This is a genomic window from Janthinobacterium sp. UMAB-56 (assembly GCF_900095265.1).
Lineage (GTDB): Bacteria > Pseudomonadota > Gammaproteobacteria > Burkholderiales > Burkholderiaceae_D > Janthinobacterium.
The window spans coordinates 1-19,515 of the sequence record NZ_LT607669.1 but is presented as its reverse complement, the minus strand read 5'-3'; the positions used below and the strand labels follow the sequence as shown (position 1 = coordinate 19,515).

26 protein-coding genes are annotated in these 19,515 nt (G+C 54.6%); 12 read left to right on the top strand and 14 right to left on the bottom strand.

What is annotated here, in order from left to right; translation table 11 throughout:
- Positions 1-71: 71 nt before the first annotated feature.
- Genes K0F85_RS24110 through K0F85_RS24080 form a run of 7 tightly spaced genes read right to left on the bottom strand, consistent with a single transcriptional unit; the run spans position 72 to position 5,390 of the window.
- Positions 72-584 carry a plastocyanin/azurin family copper-binding protein gene (locus K0F85_RS24110; protein ID WP_076568727.1) on the bottom strand — a complete coding sequence of 171 codons (513 nt, stop codon included), beginning with the start codon at positions 582-584 and terminating at the stop codon, positions 72-74.
- A gap of 32 nt (positions 585-616) precedes the next feature.
- Entirely contained in the window at positions 617-1,516 is a 900-nt protein-coding gene (locus K0F85_RS24105; protein ID WP_099764685.1) for a copper resistance D family protein, read from the bottom strand.
- Positions 1,517-1,885: a copper homeostasis periplasmic binding protein CopC gene (gene copC / locus K0F85_RS24100; protein WP_070289046.1), complete on the bottom strand. Its 369-nt coding sequence runs from the start codon at positions 1,883-1,885 to the stop codon at positions 1,517-1,519. It lies immediately after the preceding gene.
- A 21-nt stretch (positions 1,886-1,906) separates the two neighbouring features.
- On the bottom strand, positions 1,907-2,236 hold the full coding sequence (locus K0F85_RS24095) for a copper-binding protein (RefSeq protein WP_100429701.1): 330 nt from the start codon (positions 2,234-2,236) through the stop codon (positions 1,907-1,909).
- A gap of 25 nt (positions 2,237-2,261) precedes the next feature.
- Positions 2,262-3,653: a multicopper oxidase family protein gene (locus K0F85_RS24090; protein ID WP_070289043.1), complete on the bottom strand. Its 1,392-nt coding sequence runs from the start codon at positions 3,651-3,653 to the stop codon at positions 2,262-2,264.
- A complete protein-coding gene (locus K0F85_RS24085; RefSeq protein ID WP_219118427.1) occupies positions 3,650-5,035 on the bottom strand; it encodes a TolC family protein in 1,386 nt (461 codons plus the stop codon). Before K0F85_RS24085 ends, K0F85_RS24090 begins: the two co-directional genes overlap by 4 nt.
- A gap of 1 nt (position 5,036) precedes the next feature.
- Entirely contained in the window at positions 5,037-5,390 is a 354-nt protein-coding gene (locus K0F85_RS24080) for a hypothetical protein (RefSeq protein WP_099764690.1), read from the bottom strand.
- A gap of 444 nt (positions 5,391-5,834) precedes the next feature.
- Between K0F85_RS24080 and K0F85_RS24075 the strand changes: the two genes are divergently transcribed.
- Entirely contained in the window at positions 5,835-6,263 is a 429-nt protein-coding gene (locus K0F85_RS24075) for a DUF4440 domain-containing protein (RefSeq protein ID WP_099764691.1), read from the top strand.
- Positions 6,264-6,302: 39 nt separating this feature from the next.
- Here the strand turns inward: K0F85_RS24075 and K0F85_RS24070 are convergent, their stop codons facing one another.
- Positions 6,303-6,647 (bottom strand): CzcE family metal-binding protein, encoded by a 345-nt coding sequence (locus tag K0F85_RS24070; RefSeq protein WP_083287603.1) that lies wholly within the window; start codon positions 6,645-6,647, stop codon positions 6,303-6,305.
- 541 nt (positions 6,648-7,188) lie between these two features.
- Between K0F85_RS24070 and K0F85_RS24065 the strand changes: the two genes are divergently transcribed.
- The 8 genes from K0F85_RS24065 (at position 7,189) to K0F85_RS24030 (ending at position 12,437) form a co-directional block, all read left to right on the top strand.
- On the top strand, positions 7,189-7,515 hold the full coding sequence (locus K0F85_RS24065) for a helix-turn-helix transcriptional regulator (protein ID WP_070289040.1): 327 nt from the start codon (positions 7,189-7,191) through the stop codon (positions 7,513-7,515).
- Positions 7,516-7,572: 57 nt separating this feature from the next.
- Positions 7,573-8,073: an arsenate reductase ArsC gene (locus tag K0F85_RS24060; protein ID WP_070289039.1), complete on the top strand. Its 501-nt coding sequence runs from the start codon at positions 7,573-7,575 to the stop codon at positions 8,071-8,073.
- 69 nt (positions 8,074-8,142) lie between these two features.
- Positions 8,143-8,652: an arsenate reductase ArsC gene (locus tag K0F85_RS24055; RefSeq protein WP_070289038.1), complete on the top strand. Its 510-nt coding sequence runs from the start codon at positions 8,143-8,145 to the stop codon at positions 8,650-8,652.
- Positions 8,646-9,929, top strand: coding sequence for an arsenic transporter (locus K0F85_RS24050; RefSeq protein WP_100429698.1), 1,284 nt, complete (start codon positions 8,646-8,648; stop codon positions 9,927-9,929). Before K0F85_RS24055 ends, K0F85_RS24050 begins: the two co-directional genes overlap by 7 nt.
- 14 nt (positions 9,930-9,943) lie before the next feature.
- Entirely contained in the window at positions 9,944-10,375 is a 432-nt protein-coding gene (gene arsC, locus K0F85_RS24045; RefSeq protein WP_070289036.1) for an arsenate reductase (glutaredoxin), read from the top strand.
- Positions 10,368-11,111, top strand: coding sequence for an arsenical resistance protein ArsH (arsH, locus tag K0F85_RS24040; protein ID WP_070289034.1), 744 nt, complete (start codon positions 10,368-10,370; stop codon positions 11,109-11,111). The genes arsC and arsH overlap by 8 nt, the downstream gene beginning before the upstream one ends.
- Before the next feature lie 77 nt (positions 11,112-11,188).
- Complete coding sequence (locus tag K0F85_RS24035; protein ID WP_198511367.1) at positions 11,189-11,848, top strand: NADPH-dependent FMN reductase; 660 nt, start codon at positions 11,189-11,191, stop codon at positions 11,846-11,848.
- Positions 11,849-11,951: 103 nt separating this feature from the next.
- Positions 11,952-12,437: an arsinothricin resistance N-acetyltransferase ArsN1 family B gene (locus K0F85_RS24030; RefSeq protein WP_070289033.1), complete on the top strand. Its 486-nt coding sequence runs from the start codon at positions 11,952-11,954 to the stop codon at positions 12,435-12,437.
- 42 nt (positions 12,438-12,479) lie between these two features.
- Here the strand turns inward: K0F85_RS24030 and K0F85_RS24025 are convergent, their stop codons facing one another.
- From K0F85_RS24025 to K0F85_RS24015, 3 genes are all read right to left on the bottom strand, one after another.
- Positions 12,480-13,907, bottom strand: coding sequence for a heavy metal sensor histidine kinase (locus K0F85_RS24025; RefSeq protein WP_100429697.1), 1,428 nt, complete (start codon positions 13,905-13,907; stop codon positions 12,480-12,482).
- The gene (locus K0F85_RS24020) at positions 13,904-14,575 is read right to left on the bottom strand and encodes a heavy metal response regulator transcription factor (protein ID WP_071080232.1); all 672 of its coding nucleotides are present in this window, start codon (positions 14,573-14,575) and stop codon (positions 13,904-13,906) included. The genes K0F85_RS24025 and K0F85_RS24020 overlap by 4 nt, the downstream gene beginning before the upstream one ends.
- Before the next feature lie 156 nt (positions 14,576-14,731).
- The gene (locus K0F85_RS24015) at positions 14,732-15,682 is read right to left on the bottom strand and encodes a site-specific integrase (RefSeq protein WP_219118426.1); all 951 of its coding nucleotides are present in this window, start codon (positions 15,680-15,682) and stop codon (positions 14,732-14,734) included.
- A 252-nt stretch (positions 15,683-15,934) separates the two neighbouring features.
- Between K0F85_RS24015 and K0F85_RS24010 the strand changes: the two genes are divergently transcribed.
- Positions 15,935-16,966 (top strand): DNA-binding protein, encoded by a 1,032-nt coding sequence (locus tag K0F85_RS24010; RefSeq protein ID WP_219118425.1) that lies wholly within the window; start codon positions 15,935-15,937, stop codon positions 16,964-16,966.
- A 179-nt stretch (positions 16,967-17,145) separates the two neighbouring features.
- Positions 17,146-17,349: a hypothetical protein gene (locus K0F85_RS24005; protein ID WP_071080212.1), complete on the top strand. Its 204-nt coding sequence runs from the start codon at positions 17,146-17,148 to the stop codon at positions 17,347-17,349.
- Between the two features lie 125 nt (positions 17,350-17,474).
- Here the strand turns inward: K0F85_RS24005 and K0F85_RS29005 are convergent, their stop codons facing one another.
- From K0F85_RS29005 to K0F85_RS23995, 3 genes are read right to left on the bottom strand one after another with little or no spacing between them, the layout of a single operon-like run.
- Positions 17,475-17,687, bottom strand: a complete 213-nt coding sequence (locus K0F85_RS29005; protein WP_081344990.1) for a GDCCVxC domain-containing (seleno)protein — start codon at positions 17,685-17,687, stop codon at positions 17,475-17,477.
- A gap of 4 nt (positions 17,688-17,691) precedes the next feature.
- On the bottom strand, positions 17,692-17,967 hold the full coding sequence (gene merP / locus K0F85_RS24000) for a mercury resistance system periplasmic binding protein MerP (RefSeq protein ID WP_071080211.1): 276 nt from the start codon (positions 17,965-17,967) through the stop codon (positions 17,692-17,694).
- An 11-nt stretch (positions 17,968-17,978) separates the two neighbouring features.
- Positions 17,979-18,323 carry a mercuric transporter MerT family protein gene (locus tag K0F85_RS23995; RefSeq protein ID WP_101481276.1) on the bottom strand — a complete coding sequence of 115 codons (345 nt, stop codon included), beginning with the start codon at positions 18,321-18,323 and terminating at the stop codon, positions 17,979-17,981.
- Positions 18,324-18,388: 65 nt separating this feature from the next.
- Here K0F85_RS23995 and merR point away from each other — a divergent pair, with 65 nt between their 5' ends.
- Positions 18,389-18,787: an Hg(II)-responsive transcriptional regulator gene (gene merR / locus K0F85_RS23990; protein WP_071080209.1), complete on the top strand. Its 399-nt coding sequence runs from the start codon at positions 18,389-18,391 to the stop codon at positions 18,785-18,787.
- The last annotated feature ends 728 nt before the right edge of the window (positions 18,788-19,515 follow it).

Sequence of the window (19,515 nt, the reverse complement as noted above, 5' to 3'; positions counted from 1 at the left end):
TTCTTTGCCTACGGTGGAACCAGCTATGGTGACAATGGCGGGAATTGAACATTCCCGCCGAACGAAGTCATCTACTTGGCGGAGACTACTACCAGCCCCTTCATGCCGGCCTCAAAGTGACCGGGTTGTAAGCAAGCAAACTCCACTTTGCCGGCTTTGTCGAACTGCCAAACGATGGTTCCCGATTTTCCAGGCGTCACGGTCACTTGATTGGGTTCCGCATGCTCCATCTCCGGAAACTTTGCCATTTGTTGGGCATGTTCTTTTAACTCGCTCTCAGAACCAATGACCATTTCATGCTTGATCTTGCCGGAATTGTTGACGACAAAGCGAATGATCTCGCCCCGTTTCACGGCAATAGACGCTGGGCTAAAGCGCATGCTGTCGTTCATATCGACAGTGACGGTACGCGTCACTTTTTTCGGGTCTCCCGCCTTGCCCACAAGAGATGCGCTCTGCTCATTTGCGCCATGCTGGTGGCCACTATGTGCTACTGGGCTGCTATCCGGTACCGCAGCATTGCTGAAAGTGCTCAAGCTGGCCAGTAACATTACTGCAATTGCATTTAAGGTCATCTTTTTCATATCGTACTCCCTTGTAGAAAACCGTCGCGGCATTACATCGCGGTAGGTGGTTGTTGAGTGGTAAGAATTGCCGCCGCAAACAGTGCACCGAGCAGTAGCAAGGTTTCCACTTGTAAAACGACTCTCACCAGAGTGACGCCGCGCAAGGAGCGGGAGGCGGCAGGCAGTCCAAGAAATTTGTTGTAGCCGCCCAAGGCGATAGCCAGGAGGACCAATGCAACTTTGACCAACAAGGTTATGCCATAGGTGGTATGAACAAGATGCTCTGAGCTCCCCACACGGTGCCAGGCGCTGTAAATACCAGTGGCGGCAATGGCAACTACTGCAAGCATTGCTGCCTGAGACATCAATTCGAGGTACTGATCGGTGCTACCCGTATCAAATTTCCGTACCCGCGCCTCATGCAGAACAAACCAGCCGGTAACCATCACCGCACCAGTCCATAGGCCGATGGCAAAAAAATGAATCGCTTCAACCGCTAGCGGAATAGTCCAGAAGCCTTCCTCTCCCGCATGCCCCATGGACGCCCGTGTTACAGAAAAAACAGCCAAAAGTAGAACGACTGCAATATCGCTGATGCGGCCGACTCCGCCTGCTAATCGCACAAAAAAGAGAACAAGCATCGCCACAATAATGGCGCAGCCTGCATGTCCGTAGTCGGTTGTAGACACCATCATCCAGAACATCGGGCACGCTTCGCGCAGGCCTACACCTCCCATAACTGCCGTCGCGCTCAATAGTGCCGATGCACTACCAACTATGCTGATTGCCGCTGCCATCAAGTCAAGTTTGCGCAGCGCTGGCTCGAAATGATCATGATCGACACCGCTAGAACGCATCCAGTAGCGTGCAAACCATGATCCGACGAGCCAGGCAAAGCCGAGGTTCAGCAGCAAAGCTGAACTGACTTGCAACAGCGAGACTGCATCCATTTATTTCACCGTGAACTTAAAGTCGCCTTTGCGACGGTGTCCATCGTGCCCTGCAACTGCCCAGCTCACGGTATAGGCGCCAGCATTCAATGTCGGTACTTCCAAGCGTAAGATGGCCGGATTTGCTGCATCAACCTTTGCCTTGTCTGCAGCAACGGCTTTGCCTTCGTCATCGCTCAGAGTGATTGAGCTAAAGGCTTCTTCCACCTTCTCGTTGAAGGTCAGCGCAATCTCCTTTGGTGCAACTGCCAGGGAGGCACCTGCCTCGGGATTGGAGCTCTTCAAGCTCGCATGTGCCAAGGCAAATGGGGTAGCCAGCGTTGCCGCCACAATGGATGTGGCAAGAATCATTTTCCGCAGTGTCTTCATGTTCAACTCTCTTTGTTAAATTTACTTTACTGCTTCGATGGAAGTGACCGTCAATGCACCGCCAACTTTTTCCACCACGAAACGTACTTTGTCGCCTTGTTTGACCTTGTCAAGCATCGACGGCTCTTTGACCTTGAACATCATAGTCATCCCAGGCATGCCCAAGTTCTTCAGCTCGCCATGTTTGATGGTCAGCTTGCCGGCGTCCTTATCCACTTTCTTGATTTCCCCTTCGCTCATCGCGTCTTGCGTCGCGGAGGCGCTCTGCTGCTGTGCGAGCGCCACGGAGGTCGTTGCCACGGATGACAGGCCAATCAAGGTTGCCAATACAACTTTGTGCAGGTTTTTCATGATGTTTCCTTTCAGTTAAAAAAAATTAGTGACCGCTATGTCCGGTCGGTTTACGAACAGTAACTTCAATATTGGGTTTGTTCATCGTCGGCATCGACTGCCCCCCAGCGTTAGTTGCACGTTCTGGCTCAGGAAGGTTACCCGTCCACTCGTATGCCACGGTTCCGGCCGGATGCTTGTACCAGCCAGGATCGGAGTAGTCGCCGCGCTTCTGGTCCTTGCGCACCTTCAAGACGGTAAACATTCCCCCCATCTCAACCCCACCGAACGGTCCTTCACCCGTCATCATCGGTAAAGTATTATCTGGTAGCGGCATTTCCATGCCTCCCATGGAGCCGCCCTTGTCGCCCATCACCATATATTCAGGGACGATTTTGTTAATTTTTTCAGCAACCCCGCGATGGTTGACGCCAATCATTGTCGGTACCGAATGGCCCATTGCATTCATGGTATGGTGGGATTTATGGCAGTGAAGTGCCCAGTCACCCAGATCAGTAGCGACGAACTCGATGGCGCGCATTTGCCCAACTGCGACATCGGTGGTGACTTCAGGCCAGCGCGACGCCGGTGGTGTCCAGCCGCCATCCGTACCAGTGACGAAAAACTCATGGCCATGTATATGAATAGGGTGATTCGTCATCGTCAGGTTACCGACACGGATGCGTACCTTGTCACCTTGGCGCACAGGCAATGAATCAATGCCGGGGAAGACGCGGCTATTGAATGTCCACAGGTTGAAGTCCAGCATGGTGTTGATCTTCGGCGTATAGCTTCCCGGCTCCACGTCATACGCGTTGAGCAGGAAAACGAAATCACGGTCCACAGCATGGAGCGATGGATCCTTTGGATGGGTCACCCAGAAGCCCATCATCCCCATCGCCATCTGGGCCATCTCGTCGGCGTGGGGATGATACATAAATGTACCTGGCCGTTTGGCCTCGAATTCGTAGACGAAAGTCTTTCCCGGAGCGATACCCGGTTGATTGAGGCCCGTTACGCCATCCATACCGTTCGGCAAGCGCTGGCCATGCCAATGAACACTGGTGTGCTCAGGTAGCTTGTTGGTCACGAAAATACGCACCCGGTCACCTTCGACCACTTCAATTGTCGGGCCTGGGGATTGCCCGTTATAGCCCCAAAGGTTGGCTTTCATCCCTGGTGCAAGTTCACGCACCACGGGTTCGGCAACGAGATGGAATTCTTTTACGCCGTTATTCATCCGCCATGGCAATGACCAGCCATTCAGGGTCACGACCGGATTGTAGGGCCGGCCAGTGGGTGGCACCGGAGGGATGTGCGTCTTGGCATTGTCCATCAACATGGCCTCAGGCAATGACGCGGCACCGGCCTTGCTAACGGCAGCGGCGCTTACCGCTACAGCACCTGCACCTCTGAAAAAATCTCTACGTGAAATCATGGCATGGCCCTTGTATCGTTCGTACTTCCGCTGTTGATGGCGGATTGAAGTTTGGTTTCTGCAATCCAAAAGTCGCGCTGGGTTTCGATGGCGGCATTTACGCTCACCAGTTGCTCGCGCGAATCTGCCAGTAATTCGAATACGCTGGCAAGCATCCCGTTGTAGCGAAGCAGAACCTCGTCGGATATTTTTTTCCGCAGCGGCACAACATCGTCACGATAATGACGGGCGATGTCATAGCTAGTGCGGTATGCGGAGTACGCCTCCCGAACTTCCGAGCGCGCCCGCACGGCAGTGTCGGTGGTGCGATGAACGGACTGCATGTAGAGCGCCTCGGCCCGCGCGACCTTGGCGCCACCCCAATCGAAAATTGGTAATTCAAGGGAAATCTGGTAGCCGCTCTCGCGTGGCAAACCTGTCGTACTCTTATTGGTGTAGCCGGCATCAAAAACGTTGATGAAGCCAGTTGCCTTTGTCAAGCCAAGTGCCGCGGCCGTTGCCTCGGTATCGCGGCGGGCCGACAGCATATCGAGGCGTTGTGACATGGCCTGTGCTTCCGCATTGTTCGTTTCCCGCGGCTTGTCCGGCAGTGGAGGCAATCTGTCCGGCAGGACGAAATTTTGCTGCTCTCCCCACAGGCCCAGGAGGCGAATGAGCTGTTCGCGCGTGGCTGTTGCTTCATGCTTGGTCCTCGCCAATTGTGTCAACGCATCTTGGTAAAACGCACGCTCACGGGCCTGGTCAAGTGTGCTCCAGTTGCCAACCTTGGTCATGCTGTCGGCGAGTTGCGATGATGCCTCGGCGGCGCCGCGCACTTGCTCCGCGAATGCGGCCGATTGGGCCGCCGCAACGGCCATAAAATATGCCCGACGTGTCTCTGCCGCCAACTGCACAGCCTGAGCAGCTGTTAGCAACTTTGTTTGTTCAAAGCGTCCTTGCTCAATGCGTCGACGCGTGGGCAGCGTCAGCAGGCCCGCAATATCAAACATCACACTGCGATCGATTTCAGCGTCGCCACCGCCGCTGACGCGGCCAAAACTAAAACTTGGATTGCGCATCCGTCCAGCTTGTACAAACTCAGCCTCCGAGACCCCCAATTCAGCGAAGGAGACCTTCAGCGCTGCATTATTGAGCAGCGCAATCTGGACAGCAGATTCAGGCGTAAGTGGTGCGGACAGCAAGGACTGCACCTGTGTATTGGACTGCTGGCTGTCTTTCAGCGTCTCTTTCGTGAAGGGCTTGACTTGCCCAATCCGCTCTTGTGTTAGCCGAGAGACATCATTTAAGCCACCATCCGGTGAAAAGCTGGCGCAACCTGCAAGAAATATGACACCGAATACAGTAGCTACCCGATTGGGTGTTGGCAACGATAGTCGCTTCATGTCATTTGCCTTTCATGTTCATTTGATGGCCTTTGTGCGGATCGTTCGCCGAAGACGGCTTGGGTTTTTCCTGGCTTTTTGCCCCGGGTACCATTTCCATCGACATGTCCCCCTGAGCGCCATGCTGAGAGCCCCCTGTTACATCTTGATTTGCCTGAATCCAGGCCTTATCCGGAGATGTCGGGGGCTCCCCAATCGGCTTAACATCCGCAAAAGCGGAAACATATTTCAACGGCGGCACCATCGCCTTAGCATCCGTCACTGTCGCCGTGGTGCGCGCGGGTTGAGTGGATTGTGCATAGACAACCGGCGAGAAGCTAACCGTTGCCAGAAGCAATAAGTGGAAGCGTTGCATGATTCTCTTTCAAAATGACTGGTTACTGGGTGGATACAGCACGAGGTGAGGCGAACGCCAGTACATGATTTCAGGAGACGGCGGGGAAAGTGGTGAGAAGGGAGCTCAAGGGACGCGAGGAACGAGTGGCGGCTCTTGTTGCCTCCAAAGGTAGAGCAAGGCGTACGCTGTTCTGCACCTATTTCGGCCCGGTTGCTTACAATGCGCGTCAGCATGAAATTCATCTGCAGTATCTTCCCTATGACGGACAACTAAGTTCCTTGCAAATTGCCTGAACCACCTGAGATGAAATCGCCTTTTTAGGCTACACCTTCCAACGGACGGAAGGTCAAGCGAATTTCAGTTTTCCAGAGTATTTTCACTTCCACCTTGTCACAATCACCGCCCGCTGATTTAATTGCATCGCTGCAATTCATCATATAAACAAAAAACACTGGAGACCTCGTGCGCCAACTTACTTCCCTAATCGCTATTTCCGTATTCAGTCTTCCCCTATACGCCGCCACACCAACTGAAACTGTTGCTGCATTTCACGAAGCGCTTGCCAGCGGAAAATCCGAGCAGGCGAGTACTTTGCTTAGCCCTGAAATTAAAATTTACGAATCTGGACATGTTGAACGTTCACGTGATGAATATGCTGGCCATCACCTGCCAGCCGATACCGCCTTTGCTAAGGCCACTAAAAGCAAAGTCCTAAAACAAAACGAACGTATTGATGGAAACCTGGCCGTCGTGATGCAGGAAACAGAGACCACAGGACAATTCCAGGGCAAAAATGTGCACTTATTCGGCACGGAAACAGCTTTGCTCGAAAAACAGGGCGATCAATGGGTCATCTTTCATCTGCACTGGTCGTCCCGCAAATCTCAATAACTTCATGAGCCAGCAGTACACTGGCGGGCGTACATGTAATTAGTTGGCGTAGGTCGGGTTAGGTGCCACGTACACACGTACGCCGTGGGTATTCACGCCAGACGGCGCAATTGCCGAAAAGTCAAAGCTCGAATTGGCTCGTAGCGTATCGAACTGCCAAGTGAACGTCTTACCATCCACATCAAACTTGACGACGTCGCCCTGGGCGACATTCACATACTTCGTAGTCGATGAAATCGTGATAGTGCGCGTGGCGGCCGGCGCCGGAGCAGCACTGCCAAACGCTGGATTCGAGTGCATTTCGCCTTGGTGTGCCATCGCGGCAAGCGGGCTGAGAGCGATGACAGCAAAAACGGCGACGATGTTGGCTTTGATGGATTTCATTGGAATGTCCTTATTTTTCAGGTGCGGGTGAATGAAGTTGCGGATCCGATGAAGCTATTCTACGTAGGGGACCCGCACACCCGAATGACTGAAACATTACATTTTCATTACAGAAACCTTGATAATTTGATTAAGGTAGCAGGTTCGAAGTGGAACCGCGACTTTCTTGCGGCAACATGCTAGGCGCAGCAATGGTTTATCAAGAGTAGGTCGAGTGTGAAGATAGGCATGCCGTCGTTGCGGCCGCCAAGCATTCGCTTTAAGCGCTAGCAGTACCGCCATTTGATTGAGCAGCTTATTACCTCTCGATAAGTCGTTTGTCGCCAGATACATGCGATACCAGAGTTTCCAACGTGCTGAGAGACGCACACCTCTGCCACTGAGTACGAAGATTCAGCTAATTGGTATGTCGATACGTCTGGAGAAGACCAGGACGTCAAGAGTTCCGTACCAAGGTGAATCGATAGCCGCGCATAAAAATAGGTTTACATTAATTTCATAATTCGATTATTATAGAAATATGAAATTAAAAGGAGTGCACATGGAAACTAAAAATGTCATCGCTGCGTTGGCGGCACTGGCACAGGAGTCACGCCTGGCCATCTTTCGCTTGCTTGTCCAGACCGGACCGCAAGGGATGGCGGCAACGAAGATTGCCGAACAGCTGGGCATCCCGCCATCTTCCCTGTCATTTCACTTGAAGGAACTGGTGCACGCGGACCTGATCGTGCCGCGCCAAGATGGACGCTTTGTCATCTACGCCGCGCATATCGACAGCATGAATGCCCTGATCGGCTTTTTGACCGAAAACTGCTGCGGCGGCGCGCCTTGCACTACTGCGCAAGGCGCAGCCTGTGATGCCGCATGAATCCAAACGTACAAATTGAATCGCCCCCCAACCAACGCAGTGATTAAAGGATTCGTCATGACCGACAAAGTGTACAACGTGTTGTTTCTCTGTACCGGCAACTCAGCCCGTAGCGTGATGGCCGAGGCGCTGGTCTCCACCATGGGCAAGGGCCGCTTCCGTGGCTTTTCGGCTGGCAGCCACCCGGGCGGCAGCGTCAACCCATTCGCCATCGAGCAAATTGAAGCGACCGGCTATCCGCTCGATAAACTGCGCAGCAAGAGCTGGGATGAATTCGGTACTCCAGACGCACCACACATGGACTTCATCATTACTGTGTGCGACAACGCCGCCGGCGAAGTCTGCCCATACTGGCCAGGTCATCCGCTTTCGGCGCACTGGGGATTCGAAGATCCGGCTGCAGCTACTGGCACCGACGCAGAAAAGCGCGAGGTATTCCATAAGGTGTTCCGGCAGATCATGACCCGGATGAACGTTTTCGTCAGTTTGCCGCTGCACATGCTCGAAAAAAACGCGATCCAGCACGAGATCAAGGCAATTGGACAAAGCGCCGTCTAGTAGGCGAGCGCCCCGGCATGCCTGTTGATAACGGGCATGCCTTACTTTTCACTATTTTGCGATAATTTCATGAACGTTCTTTTTTTGTGTACCGGCAACTCTTGCCGATCCATCCTGGCAGAAGCGACTTTCAATCATCTGGCGCCGGCAGGCTGGCATGCGCTGAGCGCAGGCAGTCATCCGGCCGGGGCGCTGCACCCAGGAGCACTGGCGTTGCTGGCCAACGAGCAGATATCGACCCTGGGGTATTACAGCAAGTCCTGGGACGCTCTGCCTTCCGTGCCCGATATCGTCATCACCGTGTGTGCCAGCGCCGCTGGCGAGACGTGCCCGGCCTACCTGGGCCCAGTGCTTCGTAGCCACTGGGGTGTAGACGATCCCGGCCATGTCACGGGGACGGACGCAGCAAAGGACGCTGCTTTCCGGGTGACGTATGGCATTCTGCGCGCACGCATCGAGGCTTTCTTCGCCTTGCCGCTAGAGCAGCTGCAGCATGACCCTGTACGCCTGAAAGCTGAACTCGACAACATTTCTAGTGTCTTTGCCCCGGCTGCCCCCAAGGAGGCGCTCGTATGTTGACTGCTTTCCTGATTTTCTTGGCGACTCTGGTACTGGTTATCTGGCAGCCGCGTGGCTTGGGTATTGGCTGGAGCGCGGCCATCGGCGCTGGCGTCGCGCTGCTGGCTGGTGTCATCCAGTTGTCGGACATGCCCGTCGTCTGGCACATCGTCTGGAATGCAACCGGCACGTTTATCGCCGTCATCATCATCAGCCTGCTGCTCGACAAGGCCGGTTTCTTCGAGTGGGCCGCGCTGCACGTGGCACGCTGGGGAGGTGGTAGCGGCCGCAAGTTGTTTGTCTTGCTGGTCCTGCTGGGCGCCGCTGTCGCTGCGTTGTTTGCCAACGATGGTGCGGCGCTGATACTGACGCCTATCGTGATCGCCATGTTGCTCGAACTGAAGTTTTCAGCCAAAGCTACGTTGGCCTTCGTGATGGCGGCCGGCTTTATCGCCGACACGGCCAGCCTGCCGCTGGTGGTGTCGAACCTGGTCAATATCGTTTCGGCCGACTATTTCAAGATCGGCTTTGCCGAGTATGCGGCCGTGATGGTGCCGGTCAACGCGGTGGCAGTGATAGCGACCCTGCTTGCACTGATGTGGTTTTTCCGCAAGGACATCCCGCAAGACTATGACGTCTCCCAGCTCAAACGCCCCGGCGCCGCGATCCGCGACATGGCGACCTTCAAGGCCGGCTGGCTGGTCCTGGCGCTGCTGCTGATCGGCTTTTTCTGGCTTGAGAGCCTGGGCGTGCCGATCAGTGCCGTGGCCGCCGTTGGCGCCGCTCTGTTGCTGGCTGTCGCCGCTAAAGGCCATGTGATACCCACGCGCGAAGTCATTCGCAATGCACCATGGCAGATCGTTGTTTTTTCTCTGGGCATGTATCTGGTCGTATATGGCCTGCGCAACGCGGGCCTGACCGGCTACCTGACTGGCGTACTCAATTACTTTGCCCAATATGGCGTATGGGGCGCGGCCATGGGCACAGGCGTGCTGACGGCCGTCCTGTCCTCGATCATGAACAATATGCCGACGGTGCTAATCGGGGCCTTGTCGATCGATCCTACCTCAGCGCAGGGCGCCGTGCGCGAGGCGATGATTTATGCCAATGTCATTGGCAGTGACCTGGGGCCGAAAATTACCCCTATCGGCAGCCTGGCGACCCTGTTGTGGCTGCATGTCCTCGACAGTAAGAAGATTCACATCTCCTGGGGTTATTACTTCCGCGTCGGCATCGTCCTCACCTTGCCTGTGTTGCTGGTGACCCTGGCGGCGCTGGCACTGCGCCTCAGTTATTAAGGAAAGGATTTATTATGGATATCACTATTTATCACAACCCGGCCTGTGGCACTTCGCGCAACACCCTGGCGTTAATCCGCAATACTGGCACTGAGCCGCAGGTCATCGAATACCTGCAGCAACCGCCAATGCGCGAGACCCTGGTCGATTTGATTGCCCGTGCTGGCTTGAGCGTGCGCGAGGCCATTCGCCAGAAAGGTACGCCGTACCTGGAACTGGGTCTCGACCAGGCCCAAATCAGCGACGAGGCACTGTTGGACGCCATGCTGGCCCATCCCATCCTTATCAATCGTCCGTTCGTGGTCACGCCGCTTGGCGTGCGCCTATGCCGCCCATCGGAGTTGGTGCTTGACGTTCTGCCCTTGCCGCAACTGGGCACGTTTGCCAAAGAAGACGGCGAGGCGGTCATCGATGCGCAAGGAAAGCGGGTGGTGCCCCATGTATAAGCCAGTCAAGGACTTGCCCAATATCAGTGCTGCGCACCTCGATACGCCGACGGTTGATAAACTTATGCCAGCGACGGTGGCAACGCATCCGCCGCGCATGCTCTTGCTGTACGGCTCGCTACGTGAACGCTCGTTCAGCCGCTTGCTGACTCTGGAGGCGGAGCGGCTGCTGCAGAATTTTGGCGCCGAGACGCGGGTTTTCGACCCGCATGGCTTGCCCATGGTCGACAGCGTCAGCCCTGACCATCCCAAGGTGCAGGAGCTGCGCGAGCTGTCGCTCTGGTCGGAAGGCCAGGTTTGGTGCAGTCCGGAACGCCATGGCGCTGTGACAGGTGTGTTCAAGTCACAAATTGACTGGCTGCCGCTGGAAATGGGCAGCGTGCGTCCGACGCAGGGGCGGACCCTTGCGGTGATGCAAGTGTCGGGCGGCTCGCAATCGTTCAACGCCGTCAACGGCTTGCGCGTGCTGGGCCGCTGGATGCGCATGGTGACCATTCCGAACCAGTCGTCCGTTGCCAAGGCATACCAGGAGTTCGACGAAAACGACCGCATGAAGCCGTCGCCATATTACGACCGCCTGGTCGACGTCATGGAGGAATTGTATAAATTCACCCTGGTGGTGCGCGATCGCTCGGATTACCTGACCAGCCGCTATAGCGAGCGCAAGGAATCCATGCCGGCCGAAGTACGCGCCCTCGCCGAAGCGGCCATGAATCACGAGACGCCAAGCAAATAGGCTGTTTTCATGTTGGCCCGTTCGCCGGGTTTTCACTGCACGATGACCTAGCCGAGGTTTTGGCTGGAAAGGGTAAGATGAAGATGAAAATTCTGGTGTTTCTCGGTTCTATTCGCACCAGCACACCGCCCCTGCCTGCGCGCGTGGGCGAACGGGTCGCCAAGGCCATCGTGGCGCAGTGCCGCCATGATGGCCACAATGTGGTGCTCATCGATCCGCTCGATTACGAGCTAGGTGACGTGTTCAAGCCACACTTTTCCTATGCGCAGGGGCGCGCGCCCTTGCCGTTGGAGCAACTGGCCAGTGAGATTGCCAGCGCCGATGGGTATGTGATGGTCAGTTCTGAATACAATCATTCAATGAGTCCGGCACTGATGCATTTACTGAACCACTTTGGCAGTTCTTTGTTTGCCTTCAAGCCCAGCGCCATCGTCACTTATTCGGCGGGCCAGTGGGGTGGTGTGCGGGCGGCGGTGGGTATGCGCGCTTTTCTGTCCGAGCTGGGCTGTTTGCCGGTGTCGGCCATGATCCATATTCCGACAGCACATACTGTTTTTGCTGCCGATGGCAGCTTTGCACCTGAAGTCGACAGTACGCGTTGGGTTTCCTATATCGAACGCACCTTTTCCCAGTTGATCTGGTGGGCAGAGGCCGCAGGACGGGAGCGGGCCCGCTCGGGAGGCACAGGGCCTTCACCAGCTTTTCTGCGCGATCCTACTCAACGCAATGCGCCGTGAAGCCACATAGGATGGATTATTGCTAGAATGATACTTTAGGGTGCCGTGCGTAGTTTGCGGCCGTGCTCCTTCCTGCCATTTCACGTCTATTTGGATCCCGCTGATGATTCGACTTGCCACTACCGCCGATGCTGCTGCGATCGCCACGATATACAACCATTACGTCAGCAGCTCCACCATCACGTTTGAAGAGCAGATGGTCGCCATCGATGAGATGGCCCAGCGCATCGCTTCTGTGGGTGCGCAGTTGCCGTGGTACGTCTTTGAACGCGATGGTCAAATACTAGGTTACGCCTACGCAACGCCCTGGCGTGCCCGGAGCGCCTATCGTTTTTCGGTCGAGTCAACGGTGTACGTGGCGCACGATGGAGTCGGTCAGGGCATCGGCCGACAGCTTTACAGTACCCTGATCGAGGAGCTCCGGCACCGCCAACTGCAAGTGGTCATTGGTGGCATTGCGCAGCCCAATGAATCTAGCGTTGCTTTGCACGAGCGCCTAGGATTTGAGAAGGTGGCCATGTTCAAGCGGGTTGGCTGTAAATTTGATCAGTGGATTGATGTCGGATACTGGGAGCTGCAGCTTGCTTAGTTAACCGCTGAGCACAAGATTTCTGTCCTCAAAAATCCATTTTCAGCGCTTAACTGTTTCGTTCGATGCTGTCGTGCCAGGAAAAAATAGCGTGAATTGGGTAACTCCATCAAGCTCACTCGTGACACTGGCTCGGCCATGGTGAAGCGCCATGATGGATTTGACGATTGAAAGACCCAATCCAGCGGAGGCTGACGTACTGGCCCTCGATTTATCGGAACGGTAGAACCGGTCAAACAACCGCGACAGGTGTTCCTGCGCGATGCCTGGGCCAGGATTGGAAACAGAAACTACGGCCCCGTCGTCGTCCTCTATCGCCTTGAGCAAGATAATTTCGCCCTTCGGCGTGTACCGAAGAGCGTTCGATACAAGGTTACTCACCGCGCGGCGAAGCAGGTGCCCATCAGCAAGCACTTTACCTGAGGCGATGACGATGAATGATATCCCTGCGTCGGATGCCGGCCCTTCAAAATACTCGGCGATTCGCGTCAGCTCAACATCCATATCAAGCTGCTCAGTTGCTAGCGAAACTTGGTCATGGTCAGCCCGCGCCAAAAATAATATGCTTTCCACCATTCTAGCTAGACGGCCAAACTCCTCGTAGTTAGATGAAAGCAGGTTTTGATATTCATCGGATGATCTGGGCTGAGACAGGGCAACTTCTGTTTGAACCATCAGATTGTTGAGAGGCGTACGCAAATCGTGTGCCAAGTCATCTGCAAACTGGGAAAGGTTATTAAAGCTATTTTGCAGGCGGTCAAGCACCTCATTGAACGAATCAGCCAGTATCTGGATTTCCTTCGGTGCTGATTTTGCATGCAAGCGCACTTCCAAATTGTGCGCACTGACTTGCTGAGCTTGCTGCGCGATGAGCTTTACTTTGTGCAACGCGCGACGTACTAGTAGAAACCCCAGTAGGGCTGTTAGCACCGCACCAAAGAAGCCCGATGCAAGCACTTTTAACTTGTATGCAGATAGAACAGCTGCGCGGCTCTCTTCGCTTCTGGCGAGCGTGATTTTCACCACGGAACCTGTCGAACCAACGGTACCCAGCGCAGCAATAACTCTTAGGTTGGGTTCGCTATGCCCTAGTGCAGCACGTACGTGAGATGGCTCTGGCATCGTCTCTACCGGCACAGCCCCGCTGGCATGCATGAATGAACGGTCACGGGTATTGCGGGTTAATTCTTCACCGTCTTGTGCCTGCATAACGAGCAAAAAGCCGCCATGCAAATCGACAGCATCTAAAAAACGGTGCGGATCCACACGAATCGACTCTACACTCGGTGTCTCCTCAAGCATATGTCTGATGAACACAATACGGTCGACAAGGTCTGCATCATCCCGTGCTTGGAGCTGCACCGCGAGAGCTTGATAGAGATAGATGCCTAAGGCCGAAAATACAATTACCGAGATGCAGGCGAAGAGCGCCCCCAGCTGCGTGGTGAGAGACCAGTTCTTGGCCTTCATTGTCTATCTTCTAATACATAGCCCATACTCCGAATCGTATGGATCAGTTTGACTTCGAAGGGGTCGTCAATTTTTGCCCGTAGACGGCGTACCGCGACATCCACCACGTTCGTGTCGCTATCAAAATTCATGTCCCAGACTTGCGATGCAATTAACGGCCGGGACAAAACTTGTCCGACCCGCTTGGATAGCAGATGCAAAAGTGCAAATTCTTTCGCAGTCAAATCAATCCGAACCCCAGCCCGTATGACTCTTCGCTTGGGAATGTCTAGTTCCAGATCGGCAATCTGAAAAATATCAGCTTCTCTGATCGGCCCTCGGCGCAACAACGTTCGAATACGAACAAGCAACTCAACGAAAGCGAATGGCTTAACTAAGTAATCATCCGCACCAAGCTCCAGACCTTTGATGCGGTCATCGAGCCCATCCCGTGCGGTAAGAAATAGCACCGGCGTATCAACCGTTTTGCGCAACTCAGCGATGATTTGCCAACCGTCTAAGCCCGGAAGCATGACGTCAAGCACGATCAGGTCGTAATGGGCAGTAGTGGCAGCGTGAAGTCCGTCGGGCCCAGTTCTCGCCAAGTCAACAACAAAACCAGACTCACTCAGACCTTTCTGAATATATTCGCCCGCCTTTTGCTCGTCCTCAACCACTAATAATCGCATGTCACTTTTCCACTAGTTCAACTGCTGTGTCCACGTTATGCGGATGGTGAAGATCGCCATCGGTCTCTGTCTTCAGTCTACCTTGGAAAGATGACAATCGTCTAACGCCAGGATTACAATCTTGTCAGAATTAAAGGTCCACCTGCAGCTGTTTAATTACTTGCTATAAAGAGGATACAGGTTTTGTTCGATGCGGCGCTGGTTAAAAGGATCTTCCCGATCGATGTAGCGCATGGCGGACTGGGCATTTTTCCAGCCCACATGCTCCATCAGCGTTCTCAGATCCCACCCATTCGCAGTTGCCCAACTGGCAAAGCCGCGGCGCAGCGAGTGGGCACTGTACAACTCAGGCGCATGCACGCCAGCTTCCTGCAGGATGTTACGCAGGAGCGGCACCAGGCTATCGATGTTTAGGCCGTTAGCGCTGATGTTGGCCCAGCGATCAATGGCACGAAACACCGGTCCAGCCGTCAATCTCGCTGCAACAATCCATTCCTCATAAGCGGTGACAGGGCATAGGCGCGATAGCAACGGCACCTTGAAGTTGCCGCCTTTGAGCTGGCGATCACCTTTGGTGCGTGGCAAAAAGCAAGTCATCCCTTCACTTGGCGTGACGTGGACATGCTCGATCTGCAGGCGCGTCAGCTCATCGCCGCGAAACCCGCGCCAGAAACCCAGCAGGAACAATGCCTTGTTGCGGCGGTACCGCAGCTCGGCGGCCAGTTCTCCCTGGGATTGCGCGGCGTCGGCGTTGGTAGTCAACCAGTGATCGACCAACATGAGTTGATCGATCTGGAAAGGTTTTGCACGCTTTTCCTGGGCGGGGTGCAGCGTCTGGATACCGCGCAAGACTTGGCGTACTACCGGTGCCTTGGTTGGGTCTGGAAAGCCCTGGTCGAGATGCCACTGGGCTAATGCGGCCAATCGCTGACGCAGGGTGTTGACAGCGTGCTTGCCGGCACGGTCGGCCAGGTAGCGTGCCACGCTATCCGGCGTCGCCGGCAAAAAACCACCCCATTCCACTTCAAAGTCGCGGAGCGCGCTTTGATAGCTTTTTCGCGTGTTCTCGCGCGTAGCAGCCTGCAGAAAGAGGTCGATATCAGACATGGCATGACAAGGCAGAAAGGCGGGCGGGTAAGGTCGACTGGGTAAATCGTTGCGAGCGTTGTCACCAATTATGTCCGGCTATACCGGAAAATGTACAGCAAACGCGGCCAAAATAGCACGAAAAGAGATCTGACACAGGATAACCATATATTATCCTGCTTCAATTTCAAGGAAAATTTGAGCTTGAATTTCTCGAAAAATGGTATGTAATTACATGGTATGTAATCCATCATCTTATTTCGTGGAGACGCCATGGCCCACGCCGGACTGTATCAATCTGATATCAAAAAAGCGCGCGATGCGTTGCTGGCCCAAGGGCGCTACCCCTCGGTCGACGCTGTCCGCGTTGCCTTAGGCAACACGGGGTCCAAGACCACCATCCACAAATATCTGAAAGAACTGGAGACGGAAGAAGGCTCTGGCGACGGGCGCAAGGCGCCGATCAGCGATGCCTTGCATGATATTGTGGTTCGACTGGCCGCGCGACTGCATGAAGAAGCCGACGAACGGACCTCGGCTATCGAGTCTCGGAACGCCGAGCAGGAGCGCGACCATGCCGCGGCCGTGAACAACTATGAGAAAGAACTGGCGGCGCTACAACAGCAATTGCGCCAGGCCAGGGATGACGGCATCGAGGAAATACGGACGCATACCCAAACTCGTTCCAGTCTGCAAAATGAGACCATCTTGCGCCACACAACGCAGCAGCAGGTGGCCGATTTGCAAGAGCGCCTGGTCGAAAATGAGGCGCACCGGCGGTCGCTGGAGGAAAAGCATGCCCATGCGCGCGACTCCCTGGAGCACTATCGTCAGTCAGTCAAGGAACAGCGCGATCAGGACCAGCGGCGCCATGAACAGCAGATACAGCAACTGCAAGCAGAGCTACGGCAACAGCAACAAGCCGTGGTGCTCAAACAGGAAGAAGCGACTCGATTGAACCAGGAAGGCGCTAAGTTGGTTGCCGAGCTGTCACACTACAAACAGGCGCTTTACGAGCAACAAGCGCTCGGCCGCCGGCAAGATCAAAAGATCGAGCAGCTTCATGCGGGGCAGCAGCACGCCAAAGACCTGGAACGACAACTTGCCGCCAAAGTGACTGAGAATGAGGTATTGCTGGGACAGGTGGCAGAATTGGGCATGGAGATGGGGGGACTGAAAACCCGATTCCGTGAACTCGAATTGTCCTTGGTCCAAGCTAACGCTAGAGCCGAAGCGAGCCAAGGCATCAGTGAGGAATTGCGGGGTTATCTGCATTCACTGGACCGACCACCCGCCTCAGAGTAGAGGTAGAGATTGGTCTGGACAGCCGGCCGCCAGTCTAAATGAAGAGATATTGCAACAAAAATCAGAATTAATATTCTTTAAAAACAGAAACTTAGATCAAATTTTGGGAATTTTTACAGGAATCCCGGCCGACCCTCGATACCGAGCGCCGACTTGCCAGAAAAATTGCCGAGTCGGAATTGCTGGCTGAACAGCTGAGGGACGCCAACAACGGTATGGCGCCGCTGAAGGCGCAGATCAGCGAGCTGGAGTTCATGCTCGCGCAGGCCAACGCCAAGGTTCAGGCCCAGGAGCAAATCGACGAGCACTTGCGGGCCTACCTCGACAAGATCGCAGCCACCCCAGCAACCTCAAAGACAGACCCACTGAGCATCCGCCTATGAGAAATGCCAGAATGACAATTATATAATCGTTTTTTGAGAAAATGACCGTTTTGTAATCGTTTTTGAGTCAAATTAATTGTTTTTGCGTGTTTATGTCGATCAGTAGCAGTCCATTCAGCGGCTGGTTAGCCGCAGCACCCACGCTGCAGTTGGATTGGCGGACATTTCACTGTGCCGTATGAACAGAAGACGCAACAGTCGCCGGCCTTCGGCCTCAACACGATGGCGCAGCCCGTACATTCATAATAGAACTGGCACGCATCGGTAGGCATGACTTCCTGCTTGCTTAGTCCGCAGTGCGGGCAGGACAGGGTCGATGTGAGAATTGCCTCGGCCATGGCGTTACTTCCCGACCGTGGACGGGAAGCCCGCATCGGTGGTTGACTTGGTCAGCAGCGCGATATTGGCCTTGTCCGCATCCAGATGCACCGTTGCGGTCTTGTGCTCGAAATCGATCTTCACATCATTCACACCTGGAACCTGCTCCAGCGCTTTTTTGACGGTGATCGGGCATGCCGGACAAGTCATATTCTGGACATGGAGGGTGACGGTTTTCGGCGAACTGGCGAAAACCGATCCAGCCAGTAGCAGCGAGAAAATGAAGGTGGGGATGCGCATAGAATATCCTTTCAATAGAACAGCGGGGCATACAAGGGAAATGCCAGCAGCAGTATCACTGGCAACGTAACGAGCCAGTACAGGATGCGTTGGTTCCTGATGACTCGATCTGCAGCGCACGCGTCACCCGGCGCGCAAGCGCGTCGACGCACATAGAGATTGTAGAAGGCCAGGCCGAGAAGCAGCAGCGTCAGGCCGGTGAAATAAGGACTGTACAGCTCAAATGCGATAAGGCGCGACGCCCAACCACCGCCGACGCCAAGCATCAGCAGGACGAGCGGGCCGGCGCAGCATGCGGATGCGCCAAGCGCCGCCAATACCCCAGCGGCCAGAGTGCCTTTCGTTCCGATCGTCATAGTGATTCCAATTGGTTTTACACGAGAATAGGATAAACTCCGTACATAGATACGGAGTCAAGTGCATGATCGAGAAAATGACCATCGGCCGTTTGGCCAGCGCCGCCGGCGTGAACGTGGAAACAATCCGGTTTTACCAGCGTAGCGGGCTAATCGACGAACCGGCGCGGCCGCACGGAGGCTACCGGACCTATGGAGAAGAAGACATCCGTCGGATTCGGTTCATCAAGCGCGCGCAGCTACTTGGCTTCACGCTCGATGAAATTACGAGCTTGCTCAAACTGGAAGGTTCGCTGGCCTGCATCGGCACGCGCGATCTGGCTGCCAGGAAGCTTGCCATGGTGGAGTCCAAATTGGCCGATCTGCAGGCGATGAAAATCGCTCTCACAGGCATGGTTGCTCGGTGCGACAACGAGGAACGGGACGAATGGTGCCCAATCATTCAGGCGCTGATCGACGACTGAAATGCAAACCCTTATAGCCCAGACACGAAAAGCCGTTGAGGCCGAGCTGTACTACCATAATGCCATCATATGATAAGGACCTTCGAAACAAAAGTTGGGTGCGGATCACTTGGCGTTTTCTTAAAAGGACTTTTGTGAGAGCGAGAATCTATCTTGTCGATGATGCATTAGTTGCGGACTGCGAAAGCGGCCTTCGTTTATCGCACTCTGATGCCACTGAACTGGCTGATCTTCTTTGGACAAACGATGTGACATCGGAAGAAGTATCCATGATTGACTGGCATGAGGACGTAGAGCGTGCTCCTCTGTCCGGGCACAAGATAGCCATCTATCAGCGTCTACGCCTGCAAGAGCAATCATTGGAGTGACAGCCGGCTTGGCGCAAGGGCAGGAGTTGATTAAGTAGCACAGCGGGAGTGCTCAAAATGCTGTCGGCGCACATGTAGATTGGATAGACCACAGGACCCACGACATAGAAGTCTATCCGTTTATAAAAAAACATCAATGGGAGGCTATTGTATCCACGGGGGATAGAGAATTGTGTCGATTTACTATTTCTTTCCATGTAATCAATAGCTTAGTTAGCTTTTCGCGAAAAAAACCACAATCCCGGCCGACCCTCAGGCCGGGGCTTCGTAGCCGCCGCCACCGCCGTAGCTGTCATCACCACCGCCGGCGTCGCCGCCCATGCCGGAGCGACCGCCCAGCATTTGCATCTGTTCCGCGAT

What these genes read in the sequence shown, in the direction of transcription:
- K0F85_RS24110 (WP_076568727.1), bottom strand. Translation starts at nt 584, where the DNA reads ATGAAAAAGATGACCTTAAATGCAATTGCAGTAATGTTACTGGCCAGC.
- K0F85_RS24105 (WP_099764685.1), bottom strand. Translation starts at nt 1,516, where the DNA reads ATGGATGCAGTCTCGCTGTTGCAAGTCAGTTCAGCTTTGCTGCTGAAC.
- copC (WP_070289046.1), bottom strand. Translation starts at nt 1,885, where the DNA reads ATGAAGACACTGCGGAAAATGATTCTTGCCACATCCATTGTGGCGGCA.
- K0F85_RS24095 (WP_100429701.1), bottom strand. Translation starts at nt 2,236, where the DNA reads ATGAAAAACCTGCACAAAGTTGTATTGGCAACCTTGATTGGCCTGTCA.
- K0F85_RS24090 (WP_070289043.1), bottom strand. Translation starts at nt 3,653, where the DNA reads ATGATTTCACGTAGAGATTTTTTCAGAGGTGCAGGTGCTGTAGCGGTA.
- K0F85_RS24085 (WP_219118427.1), bottom strand. Translation starts at nt 5,035, where the DNA reads ATGAAGCGACTATCGTTGCCAACACCCAATCGGGTAGCTACTGTATTC.
- K0F85_RS24080 (WP_099764690.1), bottom strand. Translation starts at nt 5,390, where the DNA reads ATGCAACGCTTCCACTTATTGCTTCTGGCAACGGTTAGCTTCTCGCCG.
- K0F85_RS24070 (WP_083287603.1), bottom strand. Translation starts at nt 6,647, where the DNA reads ATGAAATCCATCAAAGCCAACATCGTCGCCGTTTTTGCTGTCATCGCT.
- K0F85_RS24065 (WP_070289040.1), top strand. Translation starts at nt 7,189, where the DNA reads ATGGAAACTAAAAATGTCATCGCTGCGTTGGCGGCACTGGCACAGGAG.
- K0F85_RS24060 (WP_070289039.1), top strand. Translation starts at nt 7,573, where the DNA reads ATGACCGACAAAGTGTACAACGTGTTGTTTCTCTGTACCGGCAACTCA.
- K0F85_RS24055 (WP_070289038.1), top strand. Translation starts at nt 8,143, where the DNA reads ATGAACGTTCTTTTTTTGTGTACCGGCAACTCTTGCCGATCCATCCTG.
- K0F85_RS24050 (WP_100429698.1), top strand. Translation starts at nt 8,646, where the DNA reads ATGTTGACTGCTTTCCTGATTTTCTTGGCGACTCTGGTACTGGTTATC.
- arsC (WP_070289036.1), top strand. Translation starts at nt 9,944, where the DNA reads ATGGATATCACTATTTATCACAACCCGGCCTGTGGCACTTCGCGCAAC.
- arsH (WP_070289034.1), top strand. Translation starts at nt 10,368, where the DNA reads ATGTATAAGCCAGTCAAGGACTTGCCCAATATCAGTGCTGCGCACCTC.
- K0F85_RS24035 (WP_198511367.1), top strand. Translation starts at nt 11,189, where the DNA reads ATGAAGATGAAAATTCTGGTGTTTCTCGGTTCTATTCGCACCAGCACA.
- K0F85_RS24030 (WP_070289033.1), top strand. Translation starts at nt 11,952, where the DNA reads ATGATTCGACTTGCCACTACCGCCGATGCTGCTGCGATCGCCACGATA.
- K0F85_RS24025 (WP_100429697.1), bottom strand. Translation starts at nt 13,907, where the DNA reads ATGAAGGCCAAGAACTGGTCTCTCACCACGCAGCTGGGGGCGCTCTTC.
- K0F85_RS24020 (WP_071080232.1), bottom strand. Translation starts at nt 14,575, where the DNA reads ATGCGATTATTAGTGGTTGAGGACGAGCAAAAGGCGGGCGAATATATT.
- K0F85_RS24015 (WP_219118426.1), bottom strand. Translation starts at nt 15,682, where the DNA reads ATGTCTGATATCGACCTCTTTCTGCAGGCTGCTACGCGCGAGAACACG.
- K0F85_RS24010 (WP_219118425.1), top strand. Translation starts at nt 15,935, where the DNA reads ATGGCCCACGCCGGACTGTATCAATCTGATATCAAAAAAGCGCGCGAT.
- K0F85_RS29005 (WP_081344990.1), bottom strand. Translation starts at nt 17,687, where the DNA reads ATGGCCGAGGCAATTCTCACATCGACCCTGTCCTGCCCGCACTGCGGA.
- merP (WP_071080211.1), bottom strand. Translation starts at nt 17,967, where the DNA reads ATGCGCATCCCCACCTTCATTTTCTCGCTGCTACTGGCTGGATCGGTT.
- K0F85_RS23995 (WP_101481276.1), bottom strand. Translation starts at nt 18,323, where the DNA reads ATGACGATCGGAACGAAAGGCACTCTGGCCGCTGGGGTATTGGCGGCG.
- merR (WP_071080209.1), top strand. Translation starts at nt 18,389, where the DNA reads ATGATCGAGAAAATGACCATCGGCCGTTTGGCCAGCGCCGCCGGCGTG.